This is a genomic window from Thalassobellus citreus, assembly GCF_044385915.1.
In the GTDB taxonomy this organism is placed as follows: domain Bacteria; phylum Bacteroidota; class Bacteroidia; order Flavobacteriales; family Flavobacteriaceae; genus Thalassobellus; species Thalassobellus citreus.
On sequence record NZ_JBISCC010000127.1, the window covers coordinates 51221 to 74397 of the forward strand.

Consider the following 23177-nt stretch of genomic DNA (forward strand, 5'->3'; position numbering starts at 1 on the left):
TTGTGGTAATTAAAAAAACTTATATATTTGCGCTCGCTAAGGCGAAATTAATATTCCTTCTTAGCTCAGTTGGTTAGAGCATCTGACTGTTAATCAGAGGGTCCTTGGTTCGAGCCCAAGAGAAGGAGCAAAAAAAGTTCAACAGAAATGTTGGACTTTTTTGTTTTTATATACTTTCCTAGATTATAGTTACCAATAGTTCATTAATTATATTTTACTTCAAATACTGATTAATCAAGTTTTTTCAAAAAAAAGGTTGCACATAAGGTTGCAGTCCAAATTAAAAAGGTTGCAGTTTTTCTAATGTAATTAAATCACTAAAATTTAAAAATATGAATACACATAAAATAAATATCTTCTAGTAGAACAAGACAAGATCGTTATGGTAAGGTTGTACAAAAGAAGATTAGTTTAGAAACGGAGAGGTTGAAAGGAAGTGGTTAGTTTCCTTCTTTCCCAATCTCATCTATTTCATCTTTTGGTTTTTTTCTTAACCATTTATTTGAATATTTGAAAAAGATATAAGCTAAAAAGGCTGCTAATACAAGAGCTGTTAAAACTTCAAACTTTTCAATTGTACTAGTTTTGTGAAGTCTACCGTTAAGTAAACCCATTATGTTTCCAATAACTCTAAAAACACAAAAAATTCCTAGTAAGCGGAAGAAATAAGCTAAAATTTTTTACCCATAATAATATTAATTGTTACAATTGCTTTCGTAAAACTTTATAGCTTCCAAAACGTTTTCTTTAGTATAAATATCATTATTTATTTTAGAAACTAATTTTGGGCAATCCTTAAAATATTTTGGAGCAACTTTTCTAAAACCTTTATGGAAACCAAAACTACTTGCAATTCTAACAGGGACTTTTTCATTATTTCTTATTGCATATAAAAAATTAAAACTACCACCTGACATTCCATACATCCCAAATCCATTACTCATAAATACAGATTCATTATAATTATAGAGGGTAATTTTATCACCTTCAAACACAGGTTGCATTAGCTTATAATCTTTATGTTTCCCTTTGTTGAATTTTAATGGGGTGTATACAAATCTATGTGTGTGATTTATAGTAGAAATATGCACACTATCAATTTCTTTGCCCATATAAACTTTGAATTTTTTGGAATTATGTTTAATTCTAAGTCCTTTAAGACCCATTCTCATTTCACCTTGTAGTACAGTGTTGTTTTTAAGAAATACGGTTGCATTATTAGTAACAATGGTTTGACCAAAAAAAGAAATGGTTATAAGAAAGAAGTAGATAAAAAATATTTTTTTCATTGGATAAAATTGAGGTAATAAATTAAAACAGTAAAAACTCAGTGTTTAAGCTTAGCATATAGCTTTTAATCTTGTTTTCTTTTGATAATCCAATCCAGCCAGCCTTACCTTGAAAATACAGTTTTAAATTATCAGATAATTTATAACCAAGCATCACGTTCATCCTAATATCTAGTTTGTTTTTAGCATCAATTTCCTCACTATGGTTAACTAAATAAGCTAAACCGCCACCAATCCCTAAAAATAAATTGTAATTTCTGCCAAACTCATTAATAATGGTTGTATTTAATTCAATATAGTCTAAATCAATGGTGTAAATATTGTCTTTGTACCCATTGGTTACGTATTCTGCATTCATTGAAAGATAATTTTCTTCATTTTTAAAAAATAGGAGTTTTGATATACCTACTTGAAAACCTGAAGTGTATTCAAAGGAGTCATTACCTTGTCCTGCACCTCCACCTGTATATAAAATAAGCTCACCATTTGGTGCGTAAGCATTAGAGATTCCATAACCAAATTTTAAACCAAAGGTTTTGTCTTGTGAAAATAGGTTGTTAGATAAAGAAAAGGTTGCTAATAAAACTAATAGTATAGGTTTTTTCATAAAGGAAACTTTATTTCATAATCAAATATAGAAAATTAATGTAGGTAAAGTAGTTGAAATTAGAAGTTTTAAATCAGGAATTTATTTAGCTAAATCTTCTTGAGATAAACTACTATCCTTTCTTAATTTTCTCAAATGCTTTCCAAAAGCCTGTATGTATTTCTGGCCTTTAGATTTCACCAGTCTAAATTCCGCTTTACCTAGTTATGGTTTTACAGAAGATGAAATTGGTATAGCTTAGAATGCTTAATAATAGTGAATTCCAAAAAAGTATTAATTATGAGTTTGGGTTCCATTTTAATTATGAAAATTTTTATTTTAGTATTTAAAATGCTGCCCTTTGGTCAACAAGAATATGATAACGGAAAAACAGGTATTGAATATTTCTCATCAGAAAAAATATCTAATGTAAATGTTGAAGGTTAAAATAAAGTCTGTAACTTTTAAATTTGTTATTTAAACTAAACTAAGCGAAATTCAATTTATATATGAGACACAGAACTTTATCATTAAAAGCCGTATTTAAAATAGTCATTACCCTTTTATTAACTTTATTGTTAGAAAACCTAAATGCCCAAACTTTAGCATTTCCAGAAGCTACTGGTTTTGGTAGGTATACTACAGGGGCAAGAGGATACGTAAACCCTCAAATTTATTTAGTAACCAATTTAAACGATAGTGGGGCAGGATCATTTCGTGATGCTGTTAGTCAAGAAGGGCGTTTTGTTATATTTAAAGTAGGAGGCATCATTAATTTGCAATCTCAAATTGTAGTAGCAAAAAACACTACAATTGCAGGGCAAACTGCCACAGGAGAAGGTATTGTATTGGCGGGTCCAAGAGTAACATTTACTGGAGCAAGCAATACTATTTCTCGATATATTCGTATTCGTTATGTTGGAGGAGCTAAAAATCAAGATGCATCTGGTTTATCAAATGGCGCTAACATGATTTTTGATCATATGACAGTTACTTGGGGAACAGACGAAGTGTTTTCTATTAATTGGGATGGAAAAGGCACAAGTCCCGATAATATAACTATACAAAATTCTATTATTGGCCAAGGATTACACCGTCATAATCATTCAGCAGGAGGTTTAATGCAACCATCAGATGGTAAAATAAGTTTAATTGGAAATTTATATATAAGTAATAAAACTCGTAACCCAAAAGTAAAAGGCATTAATGAGTTTGTAAATAATGTGGTTTATAATTGGGGAAACTATGGTAATACATATGGGCATACAGAATCAGGAGACGCCTATATTATGGGAGGTGATTCGGCAGGAACTTCAGAAGTAAACATCATCAATAATTATTTTATTGGTGGGCCTCATACCAATAACTCATTATCTACACCTTTTAATAGAGGTAATTCCAATTTCTTTTTATATGGCTCTGGTAATTATTTTGATAATAATAAAAATGGGACATTAGATGGAACTTTAGTTTCAGAAGATTTAACAGGCTATCCTACAGGTAACGTTTCTAGTCTTCAATTATCTCCTTATGATTATCCTGTTAAAAACGCATCATTAACGGCACAAGAATCTTTTGATAAAGTAGTGCTAGATGTAGGAGCGTCTTATCCTAGGAGAGACCAAGTAGATAGCTTAATGATAGATAATTTAGTATCAAAGGGTACTGAAGCTTTTTATGTTTATAGAGAAACCGATTTACCATTTATTAACGGTGGTTTAGGTCATGTATATGCAGCTCCCTCTCCTTTAGATACAGATAATGATGGTATGCCTGATGCTTGGGAAGATAATAATGGTTTAAATAAAAATAATGCTTCTGATGCCTTAGCAGTAAGTATCACAAATTCTCCTTATTTAAATATTGAAGTTTATATAAATGGATTGGTTAATGAGACGCCACCAGAATTTATTATTCCACCATCAAATGTCAATTTTACTAATTTAGTTTCTACAGATAATCCTTCAAGTTCATTAACTGTTAATTGGAGTGATATTGCAAATAACGAAGATAATAACATTATAGAACGTTCAATAGATGGTAGTAACTTTATTGTTATAGGAACACTAGGTGAGAATAGCACGAGTTTTAATGATACAGGCTTAGTGCCAAATACTAAGTATTACTATCGAGTTAAGGCTACTAATAGTAGCGATTCGTCTGCATATAGTGAAGTAAAATCAGTTACAACACCACTAGCACCATCAGATGTTGTTCCTCAAAAAATGGTAGGATATTGGCCCTTTAATGAAGCGCCTTTAGACGGACAACAAGTAACAGACAATACAGCTTATGAAAATCATGGAATATTAGACTCTAATTTTGACAATGCAAGTGTCAGAGTTTTAGGAAAAATAGGGAATGCGTTAGATTTCTCAACGTCAAATGATGCGACTTATATGGTTAGTATTTCTAATCAAGATCAAATCTATTTTGATGAAAGTTCTTTTAGTATTTCATTTTGGATGCAAGCGACACCTTCTTTATTGCCACAAGGGTCTAATAGTGTTTATTTATTATGTAAAGGTTCTTTTGGTACAAATACTTCAACAGGCAGTACAGGTAAGCGATATAATATAGAGTTTAAGGGCGGTCAATTTCGTTTTGCTGTAGATGACAATGTGACTAAAAAAGAATTATCAAGCGATGGGGCTCCTTTTTTTACAGGTAATTGGGAGCATGTCGTTGTTATGAGAGATGTAACTGCACATAAGTTACGAGTTTATTTAAATGGGGTTTTTATAAAAGATCTTGATGAAACAGGGGTTACAGGTATTGCTGAAGTAAGCGATTTTATTTTAGGAAACATAGGTGAACTGGAGTTGTTAAACGGTACAAGCCCTGCGCCTTATAAAGGGAAATTAGACGAACTTAAAGTCTTTAATCATGCGTTAAGTGCTTCAGATGTAACGACTTTATATCAAAATAGTTTAAGTAGTAAAGAGTTTAATTACAATAAAAATGATATTAAAGTATATCCTAATCCTATTAATAATCAAATAAACATAAAAATTCCTGCTTATAATAAACCTTATTTAACAACAACTTTAAAAGATGTAACAGGTAAAGTAATTATTAAAGAAAAACTTAATGTATATAAAAACGGTCATTTTGTTTTAAATATTGCAAATAAAAAATTATCCGGTATTTATATCCTCAATATTTTTGGAGAAAATTTAAATATGAATTTAAGAATAGTAGCAGATTAGAAAGAGATTTTTTAATGTTTGAGTCTCATTAAAATGTGATATAACCATAATGAAATTAAACCAGAGATGTTAACTTCTCTGGTTTTTTTTAAGGGTGATGGTCTGGTTTTATTTGTTTTTAAAAATGCTTCAAAGACGTATACATTCCTAAATACGTACCAACAAAACCACCTGCTTTATTTGTACTTAATATAGAAGCATCAATTTTATTACCTAATAACACCCAAGGTTCATCTTCTTGCGTTTTGTAATAAAAATTATAAAAACGTTTATCTCCTTCAACTTTTAAAAACAAGTTTTCTGTGTTTTTGTTAAGTTCTTTTTTTGCAATAATATTAGGTTTACTAGCATCTACAGGACCAGCATTTTTTTCTATAAACACTTCGGGATTACCATTTTTATTTAAACGTTTTCCAATTAATAAATAAAAATCTTCATTTTGAAATGCTACCAAGCCTGCCGTTTGTAAAGTATCTGTAACAGTATAAGAAAGCTTTGTAGACGCTTTAAATTGTAAATGCTGTTGTCGCCTTCCTATAAACGAATAGTTTGTTTTTGTATGTATAGATTCTGTTCTAGGTTTTATAAGTAAATTGTCGCCATCTAGTTTGTACCATGCTTCTATAGGCGTTCTTATATAATTCCATTTAAAGTCTAAGGTCTCTTCATTAAAACCATCATAAGATACAAAATTACCACTTGTAGGCGTTGTTGTTTCTTGTGCTGCTGGTAAATTTGGTTTTTTATGTAAAACGGGTATCGGTTTTTTGCCACCAACAACTGTTGGCCAACCATTTTCCCAGATTAAGGGCATTAAAAAGGTTTCTCTACCTGTATTATACAAATCGTCTTCGTACGGTCTGCAACCTAAAAATACAGTCCACCAATCGCCATTAGGAAGTTCTACAAAATCGGCATGTCCTGTTGATGAAATAGTGTTTGATCGGTTAGCATCTAAATGACGCTGTGTTAATATCGGGTTGTTTTCATAACTTACATAAGGGCCAAAAACAGCTTTACTTCTAAACACCACCTCAGAATGATTATTTCCTGTGCCTCCTTGTGCACAAATTAAATAATAGTAACCGTCTTTTTTAAAAACGTGAGGCGCTTCAATCCAAACAGGTTTTATGCCCATGCTAGTACCACCATTTACTATCAATTTAGAGTTACCAATAACTTTTTCATTTTCAAGATCATATTCAAATATATAAATAGCGCGGTGCCCTTCATGTTTTGAAATATTATTTGGAGGAACACCATTATGGGTAATGTATACTTTACCATCATCATCAAAAAACAGATCGGGGTCTATGCCTTCAACTTCAGGTAAATATATAGGATCTGACCATGGACCTGCTGGGTTTTTAGCTGTTACAATAAAGTTGCCTCCTCCAGCAACGTTTGTACAAATAACATAAAACGTACCATCATGATACCTAATAGTTGGGGCAAACAGACCTTCAGATACATTTAAACCACTAAAATCGGCTTGTTCTTTACGTGTAATAACGTGTCCTATTTGTTGCCAATTAACAAGGTCTGTACTTTCAAAAATAGGGATACCAGGGAAGTATGAAAACGATGAGTTTATGAGGTAAAATTTACTATTCGCATAGCAAATACTTGGGTCTGGATAGAACCCCGATAAAATGGGGTTTAAATAGTTGTCATCTGATTTAGAAATAGATTTGAATGTGTCATCTTTTCCTTGGTAATTAAACCAAAAAAAAGTAGTATATTCATTGCTTGCAACCGATTGCTTAGAGTTGGAAATTTTTTTACAGGAAAAGAATAAAGTTAATAAACTTAGAATAGATAAAGTTTTGAAAAAACCAGTAGAAAAAATGCGCATATCTTGTTTGTTTAATTGGTAATTTAAATATAAAATATCTTTTCTTCAAAAGATGTATATTTGATTAATTTTTTAGAATATAAATGAAAGAGCATACAGAGGTTACTATATATGATATTGCAAAGAAACTAAATTTAGCTACTTCTACTATTTCCAGAGCATTAAAAGATCATTCTAGTATTAGTAAAAAAACTATTGAAAAAGTTAAAAATACGGCTGAAGAAATGGGATATCGCCCCAATAATCTAGCGGCTAGTTTACGAAATAAAAAAACCAAAACAATAGGTGTTTTAGTTCCTACTATTGAACAAGCTTTTCTTTCATCATTAATTAGTGGTATTGAAATTACAGCAAAAAAGGCAGGGTATAATGTTATTATTGTTCAGTCGCATGATTCTTATAAAGGCGAAGTAGACTTAGTTAAGTCATTATATAATAATAGGGTTAGTGGTGTTATTTGTTCCTTAGCTATGGAAACAAAAGATACGTCGCATTTTCAATTATTTATAGATAGTAATACACCTTTGGTTTTTGTTGACAGAGTTCCAAAAGAAGAATTTAATACATATAAAGTTATAATTGATAATTATGATGCTGGTTATAAAGCAACGAAACATCTTATTTCTCAAGGATGTAAACGAATAGCGCATCTGGCTGCAGGCTCGGAATTTAGTATTTATTACGAAAGAAAAAAGGGGTATTTAGCTGCTTTAAAAGAATTTAATCTTCCTATTGAAGACGAACTTATAGTTAAACTTAAAGGAATAACTTTAGAAGAGGCAGCCGAGGCAACAAACAAACTACTTGATTTAAAAAATCCGCCTGATGGTATATTTGCTCCTGGTGATATTTTAGGAGTTAGTGCCATACAATGCGCAAAAAAAAGATGCATTAACGTGCCAGGTGATTTAGCAGTAATAGGTTTTAATAACGACCCAATTTCACAAATTATAGAACCTCATTTGTCAACAATTACAAATCCAGGCTCAAAAATGGGGCAAGCTTCAGCAGATATTATTTTAAAAACTTTAACCTCTAAAGAAAAAGTTGAGGTTAAAGAAACAAGAGTGCTAAACACTGAAGTTGTAGTTAGAGAATCTTCTTTAAGGAAATAAAATAACACTTACTATTTTACAAACCTGTAGCCAGTAAGTGTCATTCTATTTTTTTGTTTTATAAATTATATTTATTCAGTTTCAAAAGGTGATGCTGGTAAGCCTTCTTTGTTGTATAAATTAGGGTTATCAGGGTTGTCTGCCCATGCATAACGTACATATTTAGGATTTGGAACATCTTCGCTAGAAACAATTACTTTATTATCTTCTATTTTAGCTTCTGCCCAAACAAAGTTTTTATCATCACCAGCAATTGCAAATTCACTTAATGCATCTCCATCACTGGCAATTAATCCGCTACCAAGATGCGTGAATGAAAGCATTATTTTGTTTCCTTGTATTTCATGGTCTTTGTATATAGGTCCAGAATAAACTATGTCTTCATCGTAAGCTAATTTTAATCCAGCTAAAGCCATACGCTCTCCTACATCTTTTTTATTATCTGGATGAATATCATTCCATTCTCCTAAATCAATATTAACAGTCATTGCCGTATTTGGGATAGCAAGTGCTTTTAATTGAGACTTTCTAAGTTGTGCCCAACTACTTTCAGAGGGTAAATAAGATACATCCATGAAATTTGGAAGCTGTGCGTAAATAAAAGGTAATTCAGGATTATTAAACTCATACCTCCAATTGTTTATTAAGGCTTTTAAATAGCCTTCGTATTTTTTTGGGTGCCAGCCATTACTTTCACCTTGATACCAAATTACCCCTTTTAAAGGATATTGAGTAAAAGGTGCAACCATTGCATTAAAAAGGGCTGTAGGTTCGTCCTGTAAATTTATTTTTCTAATTTTTTCTTTTTTATCATTTGAAGACGTAACCTTCTGTGGTTTAAAAACATCTCCAACCTTATAACTCCAATAGCCTTTTAGATTGACAGTGTCTTTTTCTGTAAAAATATAATAGGGTTTATTGGTAACAAAACCACCCTTGCCTGAGTTATTGGTAACACGAATAACAAACGTGTTTTTTCCAGCTTTTAAAAGGTTTTCAGGAACGGTATATCGTCTTTGTGGGTATTGGTATGATGTTTCACCAACCAGTACTCCGTTAATGTATAATTTATCAGCATCTACAATTCTGCCAAGAAAAACCCGTGCTTTTTTGCCAACCATAGATTCTGGAATGTCTATTTCTTTACGATACCAAACAACACCGTTTAAATCTTTAATTCCTTGATCTTCCCAATATCCTGGAATATTAATGCGTCGCCATTTTTTTGGTGTAAAATTTACATCATACCATTTCTTTTCTCCAATTAAACCTTTGTCTGTTATTTTTGAAGACACTGGTATATTTGGAAACGCTATTTTTTGATTATTAACAAAGACCGTATCTTTATTTTCTTCAATTATTTTTTGAATATTGGGATAGTTTTTAAATCCTTCTTCTGAAATCCAAGCTTCAATAAGAGTACCTCCAACACTAGCATTAATGAGCCCAATAGGGATATGATACTTTTTATATATTTTTTTAGCAAAAAAATAAGCAACGGCCGAAAAAGGTCTTACTTCTTCTCCAATAGCTTTTTGCCATTTTCCACCTTTTAAATCTTCTTTTTTACCTGATATACTCGTGGTTTTAGGAACCTTATAATGGCGTATTTCTGGATAATTAGCTGTGGCAATTTCATTGGCATAAATAACATCATGTCTATATAATTGATGTTCCATATTTGATTGTCCAGAGCAAAGCCAAACATCACCAATTAAAATATCTTTTATTTCAATGCTATTTTTTCCAGAAAGCATCATTACATAGGGGCCACCAGCTTTCATTTTAGGAAGCTTTAAACTCCAAGTTCCTCCATTAGAAGCTTTGGTTCTGTATTTTTTATTATTGAAATGAACGGTTATTTTTTCATTTGGACTCGCCCATCCCCATAAAGGAATTTTTGTATCTCTTTGTAAAACAACGCCATCACTAATTAATCTAGGTAGCTTAATTTGGGCAATTAAACCAGAAGGTTGAATTAAGAGTAAGGCAACAATTAAAACTTTTAATTTATTCATTTTTAAAAATTATTTTACGTTAACTAAAATTTCAGACATTTTAGAAGTACCCAATTCAAAGCTTCGTTTCATTGGGCTAGAACCTCCTATATAAATTTTAAATGCACCAGATTCAATAGTTCTAGTGCCGTCATTTTTTACAATTTCAAAATCTTTAGGTGTTAACTCAAATGCTATTTTTTGAGAGCTTCCTGGTTCTAGTGTAATGCGTTTTGTATTGATTAGTTGAAAGTTTGGAACATGAACGGATGCTTCAATATCTGAGATGTAAACTTGTACAATTTCATCAGATTTTACAGTCCCCGTATTTGTTACAGACACTTCAACGGTAAGATTTTCTTCTTTTGAAATAGTAGGAGATGATACCTCAATATTGCTATATTTAAAAGTAGTGTAACTTAACCCAAAACCAAATGGATAAAGCGGATCTATATTCATGTATTTGTAAGTTCTTCCTGTCATTGCATAATCATCAAAGGCTGGCAATTGGTCTAATGATTTTGGAAATGTAATTGGTAATCTTCCTGATGGAGACACATCTCCAAATAGAATATCGGCAACAGCAGTTCCGCCTTCTTCACCAGGATACCATACAAATAAAACAGCATCAGTTAATGCTTCTACTTCTGCAAGATTAATAGGGCTACCTCCTGTAATTATGGCTATAATTGGTTTTTTGTTATCAGGGTTTTTGTCAACTGTCTCTCTTAATTCTTTTAAATAATTAATTTGATTTTCAGGTAAATTATAATCTAAACGGTCTCCAGCTGTATTAGAATCAATAGAATCTCCTTCTTCGCCTTCTAACTGACTTGAAACACCCAATACAGCAATAGTAACATCACTAGTTGCTGCGTTACCTGTGGCATAGTTTATAGGGTTTATAGATGGTTTGTTAAGCATAGTTCCTAATCTAAATTGTAATTGACTTGTAGGGCTTATGGCATTACTAATGCCTTCTACAATAGTTACCATATTAGAATTTATTCCATAATAATTGCCTAAAAGAGTTTCTATATTAGCAGCATTTGGACCTGTTACAAAATATTTCGAAAGGTCCTTTTTTAAAGGTAAAACTCCATTGTTTTTTAAAAGCACGATGCTTTTTTGAGCCACTTCTTTAGATAAGGCTCTATGAGCTTCGTTATTTACAACATCTAATTTAATAGCATCATAAGGATTACTGCCCTTAGTATCAAAAAGCCCTAATTTAAAACGTGTTTTTAATAAAATGATTAGTTGTTCATCAATATCTTTTTCGGTAATTACCCCTTCTTTAATAGCATCACCTAAAGCAGTATATGTAACTCCACAGTTTAAACTAATACCACTTTTTATAGCTAAGGCAGCAGCTTCAGCAGGCGTTTTTACGCGACCATGCCCACCTTCATTTTTTTGATTATGCAAATCAACTAAAGCCCAACAGTCTGTTACTACATGACCTTTAAAATTCCATGTGTTTCTTAAGACATCAGTAATTAAATAATTATTAGTACAACACGGCTCACCATTTGTACTATTGTAAGCACACATAACAGCTTCTACATTAGCATCTATTAAAGCTTGGAAAGCGGGTAGGTAGGTTTCCCATAAATCTTTCTGGTTTACTTTTGCATTAAATTCATGTCTTAGTTTTTCAGGCCCACTGTGAACTGCAAAATGTTTAGCACAAGCAGCTGTTTTTAAGTAATTGGGATTATTTCCTTGTAAACCTTTTACAAATGATACTCCTAAAATAGACGTTAAATAAGGATCTTCTCCATAGGTTTCTTGTCCGCGACCCCAACGAGGATCTCTAAAAATATTGATATTAGGTGTCCAGAATGTTAAGCCGTTATATCTATTATGATAACCTTTTTTATTTGTAGCATTATAAATGGCTCTGGCTTCATCTGAAATTGCCGAAGAGACTCTAAATGCTAAATCTGCATCAAAGGTTGCTCCTAAACCAATTGCTTGGGGAAAAACGGTTGCAGCACAAGATCTACCTACACCATGCAGTGCTTCGTTCCAATAATCATATGCAGGAATGTTTAGTCGTTTAATTTCGGGCGTACCATTCATCATTTGCTCAATCTTTTCTTCAAGGGTTAATCTTGATATTAAATCTTGAACACGTTCATCTATAGAGAGTGATGTATTGTAAAAAGCTAACGTATCATTTTTTTTAATTTCTATATTAATATTATCATCAGGTAGATTGTTTTTTTTGGTTTCACAAGAACTGACACAAATAAAGAAGATGATAATTATGGTATTTAGTATTAAATTTCTCATGATAGTTGGCGGTGTTTATTTAGTTATAAGTTTTGATAAATACATAATATTTATCAAATATTTTTATTTTCAAATGGATTGTTATAGTTTTACGCAACCGATTGCAAATTAAATAATATTTCTTATCTTCACAATTAATTATAGTAGATATTGTGAAATATTTATTTATGGGTATATTTTTATTTAAAAAAGGAAATAACTGTAAGAATAGCTGAATTAATTTTTATGAAGAGATTAGAGTTAAAAAAATATTATTTAGTGTTGTTGTTTTTATTTCTATTGTGTTTCAATGCGTTTGCTAACGATGGTTATAAATTATGGATGCAATATAGTTTTATTCAGAATGAAAATATAAGACATTCTTATCAATCAAATATTCAAAAACTAGTTCCTTTAGGAGATTCAAAAACGATTGAAATAGCTTTAAATGAATTAGAATTAGGATTAAATGGCATGCTTGGATCGAAGTGTTTGCTAATTAAAAGTGAAAACATAAAAAACAGTTTGGTTTTTGGTAATAAAGAAAACTTAAGTCAAGATGTTATTCAACTTTTAGAAGATGAATTCAATCAAATAAATAATGAAGGATTCATTATTAAATCTTTTTCTGTAAAAGATAAAAAACAGCTCGTAATAACAGGAAAAACGGATGTTGGTGTTTTATACGGTGTATATCATTTTTTAAGATTGATACAAACCCATCAATCTATTGAAAATTTAAGCATTGCCGATTCACCAAAGCTTAAAATTAGAGTTTTAAACCATTGGGATAATTTAGATAGAACGGTAGAAAGAGGGTATTCGGGATCCTCAATTTGGGATTGGCACCGCTTACCAGATTATATAGACCAACGTTATATAGATTATGCTCGAGCTAACGCATCTATAGGAATTAATGGAACTGTTTTAAATAATGTAAATGCTAATGCTTTAATATTAACGTCTCAATATTTAGATAAAGTAAAGGCTTTGGCAAATGTTTTTAGACCTTACGGAATAAAAGTATATCTCACGGCTCGCTTTTCTGCACCTATTGAAATAGGAGGATTACAAACGGCCGATCCATTAGATATTAATGTGATTAAATGGTGGCAAGATAAAACAGCCGAAATCTATAAAGCAATACCTAATTTTGGTGGCTTTTTGGTAAAAGCAAATTCTGAAGGGCAACCAGGACCGCAAAATTACGATAGAAATCATGTAGATGGTGCTAATATGATGGCAGAAGCTTTAGCGCCTTTTGGAGGCATTGTTATGTGGAGAGCCTTTGTGTATTCAGAACACGATGTAACCGATAGAGCAAAACAGGCATACGCTGAGTTTGTGCCTTATGATGGACAATTTAAAGACAATGTACTTGTTCAAGTAAAAAATGGAGCCATCGATTTTCAACCTAGAGAACCTTTTCACCCTATGTTTGGAGCCATGCATAAAACACCTTTAATGATGGAGTTTCAAATAACACAAGAGTATTTAGGGCAAAGTACACATGCTGTGTTTCTTCCAAAATTATATGAAGAGGTTTTGCAATCAGATACCTATAGAAAAGGAAAAGGGTCTACAATTGCTAAAGTTATTGAAGGCACACTTAATAATAAAAAACTAACTGGTATTGCTGGAGTTAGCAATATTGGAAGTGATAGAAATTGGACGGGACATGTATTTTTGCAAGCCAATTGGTATGGCTTTGGGCGATTAGCATGGAATCCATATTTGAAATCTGAAGATATCGCAAATGAATGGATACGTGAAACATTTACTAATAATGAAGATTTTGTGATACCTGTAGAAGAGATGCTGCTTAATTCTAGAGAAGCTGTTGTTAATTATATGACACCTTTAGGTTTGCATCATATTATGGCAACAGGTCATCATTATGGTCCTGGACCTTGGGTTTCTAATTTATCAAGACCAGAATGGAATCCTGTTTATTACCATAAAGCAGATAATGACGGTATTGGTTTTGATAGAACTCTAACAGGAAGTAAAGCAACGGCACAATACGCACCTCAAGTTGCAAGTATATTTAATAATATTGAAACTTGTCCAGAAGAATATTTATTATGGTTTCATCACCCTTCATGGGATTATAAATTGAAGAATGGTGAAACCCTATGGAATGGGATAGCATTAAAATATCAAGAAGGTGTAAATCAAGTAGAATCTATGGTTAAAACGTGGGATATGCAACAAGGTTGTGTTGATCATCAACGTTTTGAAGAAATAAAAATGTTATTAAACATTCAATATAAAGAAGCTAAATGGTGGCGAGATGCTTGCTTATTATATTTTCAACAGTTCTCTAAAAAGGAACTGCCCAAAGGCGTTCAAAAACCCACACAAACATTAGACTATTTTGAATCTTTAAATTTTCCTTTTGCCCCTGGAAATTAAATACTAAATGAGACTTATTTAAAACTTAAAACAATTAAAAAAATATGAGTAAAATAATAAAATGGACTGTGCTAGTTGTTTTAGTCTTTTTTTTAGCTTGTAGTAAATCAGGAGATGATCCTGAAGTATCTGAAAAACCAACACCTACAACACCAACTCCCGATCCTACAACACCTACAACAACATTACAGGAAGCTGCTAATTTTCCTATTGGAAATATTGTTTCAGCAAGTCAATTATCATCTAGTAGTGATTTTGATTTTAAAACTTTGTTAAACAAAGAATTTAATAGTATTACTGCTGGTAATGATATGAAAATGTATAAATTTTTTATAGCTCCTGATACTTATGATTGGAGTTCAGGAGATGCTATTGTTACTTATGCAAAAGAAAACGGATTACGGGTTCATGGGCATACATTAATTTGGCATCCTTCATATGCTATTCCAGATTGGTTAGAAAATTTTGCAGGGACGGATACTGAGTTTGAAGCGCATGTAGAAGCCTATATTAAAGCTGCAGTATCTCATTTTGCTGAAGCAACTTTTGCCGACGGTACTCCTGTTGTTGAAAGTTGGGATGTGGTTAACGAAGCATTTACTTCAGATGCAGAAGCCGCTCCTTTTTATAAAAGAATTGGGCCTGATTATGTTGAAAAATGTTTTAAATGGGCACGTGAAGCCGATGATAAAGTGAAGTTGTTTTATAACGATTATAACCTATGTAGCGATAGTTCTAAAGCAGATAAAGTTATAAATATGGTTAATGATTTTAAAGCAAATTCAGTACCCGTTGATGGCATTGGCCTGCAAATGCATATAGATTATCAGTATCCTAATTTAGAATCCTTAAAATCGAATGTAACTAAATTAGCAGATACGGGGCTTTTAATCCATTTTTCTGAAGTAGATATGACTGTAAATAAAGATAAAGTTTTAACTAGTTTAACCACAGCAAGGTCTAATGCTCAAAAAGAAAGATATAAACAAGTTGCAATTATATATAAAACGATTCCAGAAGCACAACAATTTGGAATTACATTTTGGGGTATGAGAGATACCGATAGTTGGCTGTTAGATTTTCATAATAATCAAAACGAATGGCCTTTATTATTCGATTCAGATTATAACTATAAACCGGCTTATTTTGGCTTTTTAGATGGCTTAACTAATTAATATTAGCATAAAAATGAAAATAATAAAACTCTTTTTAGCTGTTATATCTATATTACTGTTAGTAAATAGCTGTAAAAAAAATATTGAAGAAAAAACAATCAAACCTAGTTTAAATAACGCTTATAAAGATAGTTTTTATATAGGTGCAGCTCTTGATTCTATTCAAATAATGGAATCAGATTCTATAGTGACTGCTTTAATTGCCAAAGAATTCAATAGTATTACGGCTGAAAATATTATGAAATCTAAGTTTATTCATCCAACAGAAAACACTTTTGATTTTAGGTTGGCTGATAAATATGTTGCCTTTGGGGAAAAGCATAATATGCATATTCATGGTCATACATTAATTTGGCACAGTCAGTTATCTCCATGGTTTTCAAAAATAACAGATAGTACAGAAATGACATCTGTTATGAAACATCATATTGAAACAATTGTTGGTAAATACAAAGGAAAAATAGCTTCTTGGGATGTTGTTAATGAAGCTTTAAATGAAGATGGTTCTTTACGAAAAACGGTGTTTCTTGATGCTTTAGGTGAAGACTATTTAGCTCTAGCTTTTAAAACAGCTTCAGAAGTAGATTCAACTACAGCATTATATTATAACGATTATAATATGACCAGTGCAGCTAAAAGAAAAGGAGCTATTGCATTGATAAAAAATCTTCAAAATAAAGGAGTAAAGATTGATGGTGTTGGTATGCAAGGGCATTGGAGTTTAAATGGTCCTTCAATAGAAGAGATTGAAACGAGTATTTTAGAATATGCTGCCTTAGGAATACAAGTAGCCGTTACAGAATTAGATATTACCGTATTGCCAAACCCTTGGGATTTAGTAGGTGCAGAAGTAAGTCAAAATTTTGAAGGTGATGAGAAAATGAATCCGTATCCCGAAAAACTACCAGATTCTATTAAAACTAAACTAGCTAATAGATATCAAGACATTTTTAAGCTATTCTTAAAGCATCAAGATAAAATTAGTAGAGTCACCTTTTGGGGTGTAAATGATGCTCAAACTTGGCTTAACAATTGGCCTATAAAAGGAAGAATAAATTACCCATTGCTTTTCGATAGAAAAGGTAAACCCAAAGAAGCTTACGATAGCATTATTGCTTTAAAAAAATATAATCTAAAGCCAAATAACTAAACAGCATGAATTCTAATTCACAGAAATTATCAATTAAAGAAAAAATTGGATATAGCTTAGGAGATCTTGCTGCCAATTTAGTCTTCCAAACATTAATGACCTATTTGGCATATTTTTATACCGACATTTATGGTCTTGAAGCAAATCATGCTTCAGCCATTATGTTAACGGTAGGACTTATTGCTGCCTTTGGTTTTAATCCAATAATTGGTGCTATTGCAGATAGGACAAATTCTAAATGGGGAAAATTTAGGCCTTGGATTTTATGGACTGCGATTCCGCTTGGTGTTATTGCTTTATTGGCTTTTAGTACACCTGATTTTGAATACAAAGGAAAAGTAATTTATGCCGTAGTAACATACACGTTATTATTGCTATTATATGCTGCTAATAATTTACCGTATTCTGCTTTAAGCGGTGTGATTACAGGTGATATGGCAGATAGAAATAGTTTGTCATCTTATCGTTTTGTAGCCGTAATGTTTGCGCAATTTTTTGTGCAAGTATTTATGTTACCAATTATTGAATCTGCAGGAGGAGGCGATAAAGCTGTGGGGATTGAAATTGTAATGACATGGTTAGCTATTATAGGGACTATTATGTTAATAATTACATTTTTAACTACCAAAGAACGTATTGTTCCAAAACCAGAACAAAAATCGAGTATTACTGAAGATTTAGGCGATTTATTTAAAAACAAACCATGGGTTATCATTCTTATTGTTACAACATTAGTTTTTGTAACACTTGCTATGAAGGGAGGCTCGTATGTTTACTATTTTGAGAATTATGTTAGTGAAGAAAAGTTAACACATTTTATTCAACCTATTTTAGATTTTCTGTCATCTGTTGGAATTAATTTCTTTGGTGAAAATCCTGTATCAGCTGGATTTGGATTATTTAATGCAGGAGGTATTATTTTTATGATTGTTGGTATAACACTTTCAAAAAGATATGCAGACAAGTACGGAAAAAGAGATGTTTTTAGAGTGGCTCTATTTATTTCAACCCTGTTTATTATAGCCTTTTATTTTTTCTCTGCCGAATCTGTAGAATTAATCTTTGTTTCACAAATATTACATGGTTTTTTCTATGGTCTTACTATTCCGCTATTATGGGCAATGATTGCCGATGTGGCCGATTATTCTGAATGGAAAAATAACCGTAGAGCAACAGCTATTATTTTTTCTGCAATGATGGTGGGTTTAAAAGGCGGTTTAAGTATAGGAAGTGCTTTGTTAACCTGGATTCTAGGTTTGTATGGTTATGTAACAAAAGAGGCTGCAATTGCTGGAGAAGTAATTACGCAACCAGATACAGTTATTCAGGGAACAAAAATGTTAGTAAGTATATATCCTGCAATTCCATTTTTAATATGTATAGGCTTGTTATTTCTTTATGAAATTAATAAGAAAATGGAAGTACAAATAGAAAGTGATTTAAAAGAAAGAAGAAATTAAAAGAATATAATTATGCCAGAAGATAGTATTGAAGAAATTGATTTTAATGAATTAAATAAGAAAGCTATTTCTCAACCATTAGTTACACATATGTTTACTGCAGATCCGTCTGCACATGTTTTTAATGGTAAGATTTATATTTATCCATCGCACGATATTGATGCAGGAATCCCTTTTAATGATAATGGTGACCATTTTGGTATGGAAGATTATCATGTTATTTCTATGGATTCTATTGATAGTGATGCCGTAGATAATGGTGTTGCTTTACATGTAAAAGATGTAGCATGGGCAGAAAGACAAATGTGGGCTCCAGATGCAGCACATAAAGACGGAAAATATTACTTGTTTTTTCCTGCTAGAAATAAAGAAGGCATTTTTCAAATAGGTGTTGCTGTTGGAGATTCTCCAATAGGACCTTTTAAAGCTGAACCATTAGCCATAAAAGGGAGTTACAGTATCGATCCTGCTGTTTTTGAAGATGAAGATGGTAGTTATTATATGTATTTTGGAGGTATTTGGGGTGGTCAACTTCAAAAATTCCGTAATAATATTTATAATGAAAAAAATGAGTTGCCTAAACCAGAGGAACCTGCATTATTGCCTTTGGTTGCTAAATTAACAGATGATTTATTAGAATTTGCTGAAGACGTAAAAGAAGTTCAAATTTTAGATGAAAATAGCAAATTGCTGCTAGAAGGAGATAATGACCGTCGTTTTTTCGAGGCTTCTTGGTTACATAAATATAAAGGAAAATACTATTTCTCGTATTCAACAGGCGATACTCACTTTATTTGTTACGCCATTGGCGATAGTCCTTATGGGCCATTTACTTATACAGGCAGAATTTTAAACCCTGTTGTAGGTTGGACATCACATCATTCTATTTGCGAAGTAGAAGGGAAGTGGTACTTGTTTTATCATGACTCTAGTCTGTCTAAAGGTGTAACACACTTAAGATCTGTAAAGGTTGCTGAGATTACTTATAATGATGATGGAACAATTAATACCTTAGACCCTTATAAAGAATAATATATATTTAATAGCTTTATAAAAAAGGGTTTTATTATAAAATAATAAAACCCTTTTTCTATTTATTAATATGTAAAGTCTAATTCATTTATAAGTATAAAGCTCAAATTTTTGAATACTATACGTGTCAAAAGGAATACGAATATGTCTTCCTTGATGCGTTTGATCGCCATTTAAATATCTAGATACTATCCATTTATTGTTTTTAAAATAACCTTCTTCATCAGAAAGAATACCTGTATTTAGCGAGGGATTTTTAGCATTCTTACAAGTAACCACAACACCAGAACCAGCAATAAAGAATTCGCCTTTTTCGGTTTCAATTAAAACCACACTAGTAAAAGGCCAGCTATCATCTTTTGCATTGGGAGACCAGTTTAAGGTATAATCATGGCGTAAGGTAAATTCATATTGACCCATAACAATTTTGGTCTCAGAATTTTCCTTGTTTAATAAAACAGCATCAATGTTTTTTATTTTTTTCTTGTCACTTATTACGGGAGTCAATTGATTTATTAAATCATACATTTTAGCAAGTGGCTCGGTAGTAATAGAGTTGTTATTAGAAACATCTGAAAAACCAGTATCACCCATATTTTCAGCTGTAATTATGTCTTTAGATTCCACTGAAAAAGGACAAAAGCCCATAGCCTCATAATGCCCAATAGCATACATCGCCTTTGCTGCTACGGTATCATCAAATCGATGTTCTGGAATAAATAATGGATTGCCTTGGCGTGTGTATAAATCGTTCCAATGTTTGAAATCTGGATTATAATAATCTGGAGAGTAAAAATCTATATCAGGTCCCGCAGCTTTCCAAACATCAATAATATGAGGTAATGGTCCAGCACTAGGATAATTACCCGGTATTTTTTTAGAGCTATTTAATGCCGCATTAACATACATTGGTAACGGATATATAGCTTTACCTGCTTTTGTAATTTTATTAGTGAATTTTGAAAAATACCATGCCATAAAAATTTCATCGGTATGTAATCCTTTTCCAAAAATAGTTTCCCAGTTTCCAGAGGTTTTAAAGCCTTGTTTTTCCCAAACAGCATAAAACTCTGGAACAAGTTTAGTTTTGTTTTTCTGTAAATAGGAAATTAATGCTTTAGGCACCTCTTTTTTAAAGGCTTCGTTTGCTAAAGGATGGTAATCTCTAGCGGTTGGTAACATGCCTATTTCGTTTTCAACTTGTACCATAATAGTGGTATGCTCTTTACTATCAAAATCTTTTATAAAACGCATAAAGTTTTCAAAAGCAACTAAATCTGCATTCAAATTATTGACACTAAAAGGTGTTAAAATTTCTTGACTTATATTTTTATCGTCTTTAACTCTAGGATATTTTTTTTGATTTAGTTTTACCCATTCTGGAGCGTGACTAGACATACTATTTTTCCAAGAAGCAAACCAGAGGAATACTATTTTTAAATTGCTATTTCTAGCTTCAGCTATTAATTGTTCTATTAATGAAAAATCAAATTTACCTTGTTCTTCTTCAATTAATTCCCAATAAACAGGTACTAAAACGGTATTTAAATTCAATGCTTTTAGCTTTGGCCATACAGATTCCATATTAGCCATACTAGTTGCTGTAGAATTTCCCAGTTCTCCACCAAGAATTATATAAGGCTTATTGTCTACTATTAATTGAGTTGTGTTATTGCTTTTCTTTAAAAAAGGTGTTTGTGCCTTACAAAGTTGTATGCTTAATATGAATAGAAGTAAACAAAGGTTAAGTGTCTTATTCATTTGTTTGATAGTTTAGTTGGTTAAGAAGCTATTATACTTCTAGTTGGTGTTTTAATTATAGAAATGACTACTAGTCAAAAATAGTAAATAAATTTTAATTAAAGCAATCGGTTGCGTTAAATGTTTTTCTAGTTCTGTATAGGGTTTATAGCATAATTGAATTAAAATAAAATTCTATTTTTAGATAAAATTGGGATTTGTTACCTATGCTTATCCAATATGTTGTTTAGCTGCTTCTACTACTTTTTTAGAATTTCCAATAAAAATAACATCATCAATTATTATAACTGGACGACTTAAAAAAGTATAATGTTCTAAAATGTAATGTTTAAAATCACGTTCAGTAAGTTCTTGGTTTTTCAAATCCATTTCTTTGTAAAGTTTAGAACGTTTACTAAAAAGAGCTTCGTAACTACCCGCAAGACTTTCCATGTGTTCTAGTTGTTTAACGGTAATGCTTTCCGTTTTAATATCTTGAAGAATAAAATCAGAAGAAAGATTTAATTCCTTTAAAATTCGAATACAGGTGCTACAAGTTTTTAGGTAATATACTTTTTTCATGTGTTTATTTCTTAATGAGTTAATAAAAATTTTATGCAAAATAAAAGGAATTATAGCATTTAAAAGTATATTTATCGAAAAAATAAAGACATGCAATTTACTTTCGACGTATTATCTAACATTCGCGTTTTTTCAAAGAAATATCTTGAAAACAATTCTTTAGAGGATTTAAATAAAATTCCTGAAGGATTTAATAATAATATCATTTGGAATATTGGGCATATAATGGTTACTCAACAATTATTAGCCTATAAATTATCTGGTTTGCCAATGGCTGCAAGTGATGATTTAATTAATAAATATAGAAAAGATAGTAAGCCAGAAGGCTTTGTTTCTCAAGAAGAAGTTGATGAAATTAAAGACTTGTTATTTTCTTCTATTGAAAAATTAGAAGCCGATTATAAAAATGGCGCTTTTAAAAATTACCAAGAGTATACAGTTTCTACAACAGGTAATACATTAAAAAATATTGATGATGCATTGCAATTTATATTGTTTCATGAAGGGATGCACCTTGGTTATGTTTTAGCTTTAGTAAGAGCTGTTAAAAACTAAAAAACTACTTACTTTTTCAAAAGGGATTGTAAATTCTAAAATCCCTGATGAGTAAGGCGCAATTTCATAGGTGTTGTAAAGCAAAATAAGGCCTTCTTCATTATAGGCTATATTTGCAGGTAATTGAAAGTTTTCAAAATCAAAAAGCATATCGTTATCTATTGCTTCAGCTAAATACGTTTTTGCTATTTCTTTAAAAGCATCACTATTTTTTAATAAATCTTTATTGTGAATTAAATTACCTGTTTCACTATTAAAATTTAAAAAAGAGATGTTTAAATTACCATGAGCTCCGCCTGTGTTTATATAAGACGTTAGTGCTATGCTCATAATTTTAGGCGACTGGTATAGTATTTCACCATCTATTTGCGCTTCCCATATTTGTGTGCTTTCAGAGAAATTAGTTTTAAATGATTGATATTCTTTATTGAAATTTGTAATACTTTCTTCAATAGAAATATGCGGTACACTATCTGATTCTCCTATATATAAAGTCGTTACAACTGTTTTGTTTATTTCAGAATTTATTTGACTTATGATGGTTTCATTTCCATAAGCCTTAGGAATAGTAATTTCAACAATATCATTATTGTTAGTTGAAATAGTTACGTCTGAAAATGTAGTTTTTATGTCTTTGTTACAATTGAAAAAAAGCAAGAAAAAACAAAAGACAAGAATAAGGTTTTTATTAAGCATAGCTGTTTTGTTAACTAGACTTAAAGGTAATTATTGCATTTGAA

Annotated in this window: 18 protein-coding genes and 1 tRNA gene; 10 read left to right on the forward strand and 9 right to left on the reverse strand. The window is 31.3% G+C overall.

All coding sequences use genetic code 11. The features are described 5' to 3' along the window. Positions 1-54 precede the first annotated feature (54 nt). Positions 55-128 (forward strand) — tRNA-Asn (locus tag ACH5TX_RS13885). A gap of 312 nt (positions 129-440) precedes the next feature. Here the strand turns inward: ACH5TX_RS13885 and ACH5TX_RS13890 are convergent. The 3 genes from ACH5TX_RS13890 to ACH5TX_RS13900 form a co-directional block, all read right to left on the reverse strand. Then, positions 441-614: a hypothetical protein gene (locus tag ACH5TX_RS13890; RefSeq protein ID WP_439340099.1), complete on the reverse strand. Its 174-nt coding sequence runs from the start codon at positions 612-614 to the stop codon at positions 441-443. Positions 615-695: 81 nt separating this feature from the next. Next, positions 696-1289 (reverse strand): hypothetical protein, encoded by a 594-nt coding sequence (locus ACH5TX_RS13895; RefSeq protein ID WP_439340100.1) that lies wholly within the window; start codon positions 1287-1289, stop codon positions 696-698. Positions 1290-1311: 22 nt separating this feature from the next. Next, a complete protein-coding gene (locus tag ACH5TX_RS13900) occupies positions 1312-1896 on the reverse strand; it encodes a hypothetical protein (RefSeq protein WP_439340101.1) in 585 nt (194 codons plus the stop codon). A 303-nt stretch (positions 1897-2199) separates the two neighbouring features. Between ACH5TX_RS13900 and ACH5TX_RS13905 the strand changes: the two genes are divergently transcribed. Together ACH5TX_RS13905 and ACH5TX_RS13910 are read left to right on the forward strand one after the other, a co-directional pair. Continuing rightward, positions 2200-2322 carry a hypothetical protein gene (locus tag ACH5TX_RS13905; RefSeq protein ID WP_439340102.1) on the forward strand — a complete coding sequence of 41 codons (123 nt, stop codon included), beginning with the start codon at positions 2200-2202 and terminating at the stop codon, positions 2320-2322. Positions 2323-2384: 62 nt separating this feature from the next. After that, positions 2385-5084 carry a LamG-like jellyroll fold domain-containing protein gene (locus tag ACH5TX_RS13910; protein WP_439340103.1) on the forward strand — a complete coding sequence of 900 codons (2700 nt, stop codon included), beginning with the start codon at positions 2385-2387 and terminating at the stop codon, positions 5082-5084. A 118-nt stretch (positions 5085-5202) separates the two neighbouring features. Here the strand turns inward: ACH5TX_RS13910 and ACH5TX_RS13915 are convergent, their stop codons facing one another. Beyond that, positions 5203-6939 (reverse strand): glycoside hydrolase family 43 protein, encoded by a 1737-nt coding sequence (locus tag ACH5TX_RS13915; RefSeq protein WP_439340104.1) that lies wholly within the window; start codon positions 6937-6939, stop codon positions 5203-5205. Positions 6940-7022: 83 nt separating this feature from the next. On the opposite strand from ACH5TX_RS13915, the gene ACH5TX_RS13920 reads away from it, so the two are divergent. After that, positions 7023-8054: a LacI family DNA-binding transcriptional regulator gene (locus ACH5TX_RS13920; protein ID WP_439340105.1), complete on the forward strand. Its 1032-nt coding sequence runs from the start codon at positions 7023-7025 to the stop codon at positions 8052-8054. A gap of 71 nt (positions 8055-8125) precedes the next feature. Here the strand turns inward: ACH5TX_RS13920 and ACH5TX_RS13925 are convergent, their stop codons facing one another. Together ACH5TX_RS13925 and ACH5TX_RS13930 are read right to left on the reverse strand one after the other, a co-directional pair. Further along, entirely contained in the window at positions 8126-10072 is a 1947-nt protein-coding gene (locus tag ACH5TX_RS13925; protein WP_439340106.1) for a sialate O-acetylesterase, read from the reverse strand. Positions 10073-10081: 9 nt separating this feature from the next. Then, the gene (locus ACH5TX_RS13930) at positions 10082-12349 is read right to left on the reverse strand and encodes a glycoside hydrolase family 3 C-terminal domain-containing protein (RefSeq protein ID WP_439340107.1); all 2268 of its coding nucleotides are present in this window, start codon (positions 12347-12349) and stop codon (positions 10082-10084) included. 225 nt (positions 12350-12574) lie between these two features. Between ACH5TX_RS13930 and ACH5TX_RS13935 the strand changes: the two genes are divergently transcribed. From ACH5TX_RS13935 to ACH5TX_RS13955, 5 genes are read left to right on the forward strand one after another with little or no spacing between them, the layout of a single operon-like run. Then, positions 12575-14743, forward strand: a complete 2169-nt coding sequence (locus ACH5TX_RS13935) for an alpha-glucuronidase family glycosyl hydrolase (RefSeq protein WP_439340108.1) — start codon at positions 12575-12577, stop codon at positions 14741-14743. A 44-nt stretch (positions 14744-14787) separates the two neighbouring features. Then, a complete protein-coding gene (locus ACH5TX_RS13940) occupies positions 14788-15918 on the forward strand; it encodes an endo-1,4-beta-xylanase (RefSeq protein WP_439340109.1) in 1131 nt (376 codons plus the stop codon). A 13-nt stretch (positions 15919-15931) separates the two neighbouring features. Further along, a complete protein-coding gene (locus ACH5TX_RS13945; protein WP_439340110.1) occupies positions 15932-17068 on the forward strand; it encodes an endo-1,4-beta-xylanase in 1137 nt (378 codons plus the stop codon). Between the two features lie 5 nt (positions 17069-17073). Then, positions 17074-18528, forward strand: a complete 1455-nt coding sequence (locus tag ACH5TX_RS13950; protein ID WP_439340111.1) for an MFS transporter — start codon at positions 17074-17076, stop codon at positions 18526-18528. Between the two features lie 12 nt (positions 18529-18540). Further along, positions 18541-19560 (forward strand): glycoside hydrolase family 43 protein, encoded by a 1020-nt coding sequence (locus ACH5TX_RS13955; RefSeq protein WP_439340112.1) that lies wholly within the window; start codon positions 18541-18543, stop codon positions 19558-19560. A gap of 84 nt (positions 19561-19644) precedes the next feature. Here the strand turns inward: ACH5TX_RS13955 and ACH5TX_RS13960 are convergent, their stop codons facing one another. After that, positions 19645-21321 (reverse strand): GH35 family beta-galactosidase, encoded by a 1677-nt coding sequence (locus ACH5TX_RS13960; RefSeq protein WP_439340113.1) that lies wholly within the window; start codon positions 21319-21321, stop codon positions 19645-19647. Positions 21322-21531: 210 nt separating this feature from the next. After that, positions 21532-21882, reverse strand: coding sequence for an arsenate reductase family protein (locus ACH5TX_RS13965; RefSeq protein ID WP_439340114.1), 351 nt, complete (start codon positions 21880-21882; stop codon positions 21532-21534). A gap of 90 nt (positions 21883-21972) precedes the next feature. On the opposite strand from ACH5TX_RS13965, the gene ACH5TX_RS13970 reads away from it, so the two are divergent. Continuing rightward, positions 21973-22437 carry a DinB family protein gene (locus ACH5TX_RS13970; protein ID WP_439340115.1) on the forward strand — a complete coding sequence of 155 codons (465 nt, stop codon included), beginning with the start codon at positions 21973-21975 and terminating at the stop codon, positions 22435-22437. Here ACH5TX_RS13970 and ACH5TX_RS13975 read toward each other — a convergent pair. After that, positions 22414-23133, reverse strand: a complete 720-nt coding sequence (locus tag ACH5TX_RS13975; RefSeq protein ID WP_439340116.1) for a DUF3298 and DUF4163 domain-containing protein — start codon at positions 23131-23133, stop codon at positions 22414-22416. The two genes, ACH5TX_RS13970 and ACH5TX_RS13975, sit on opposite strands and share 24 nt — an antisense overlap. Positions 23134-23177: the final 44 nt, after the last annotated feature.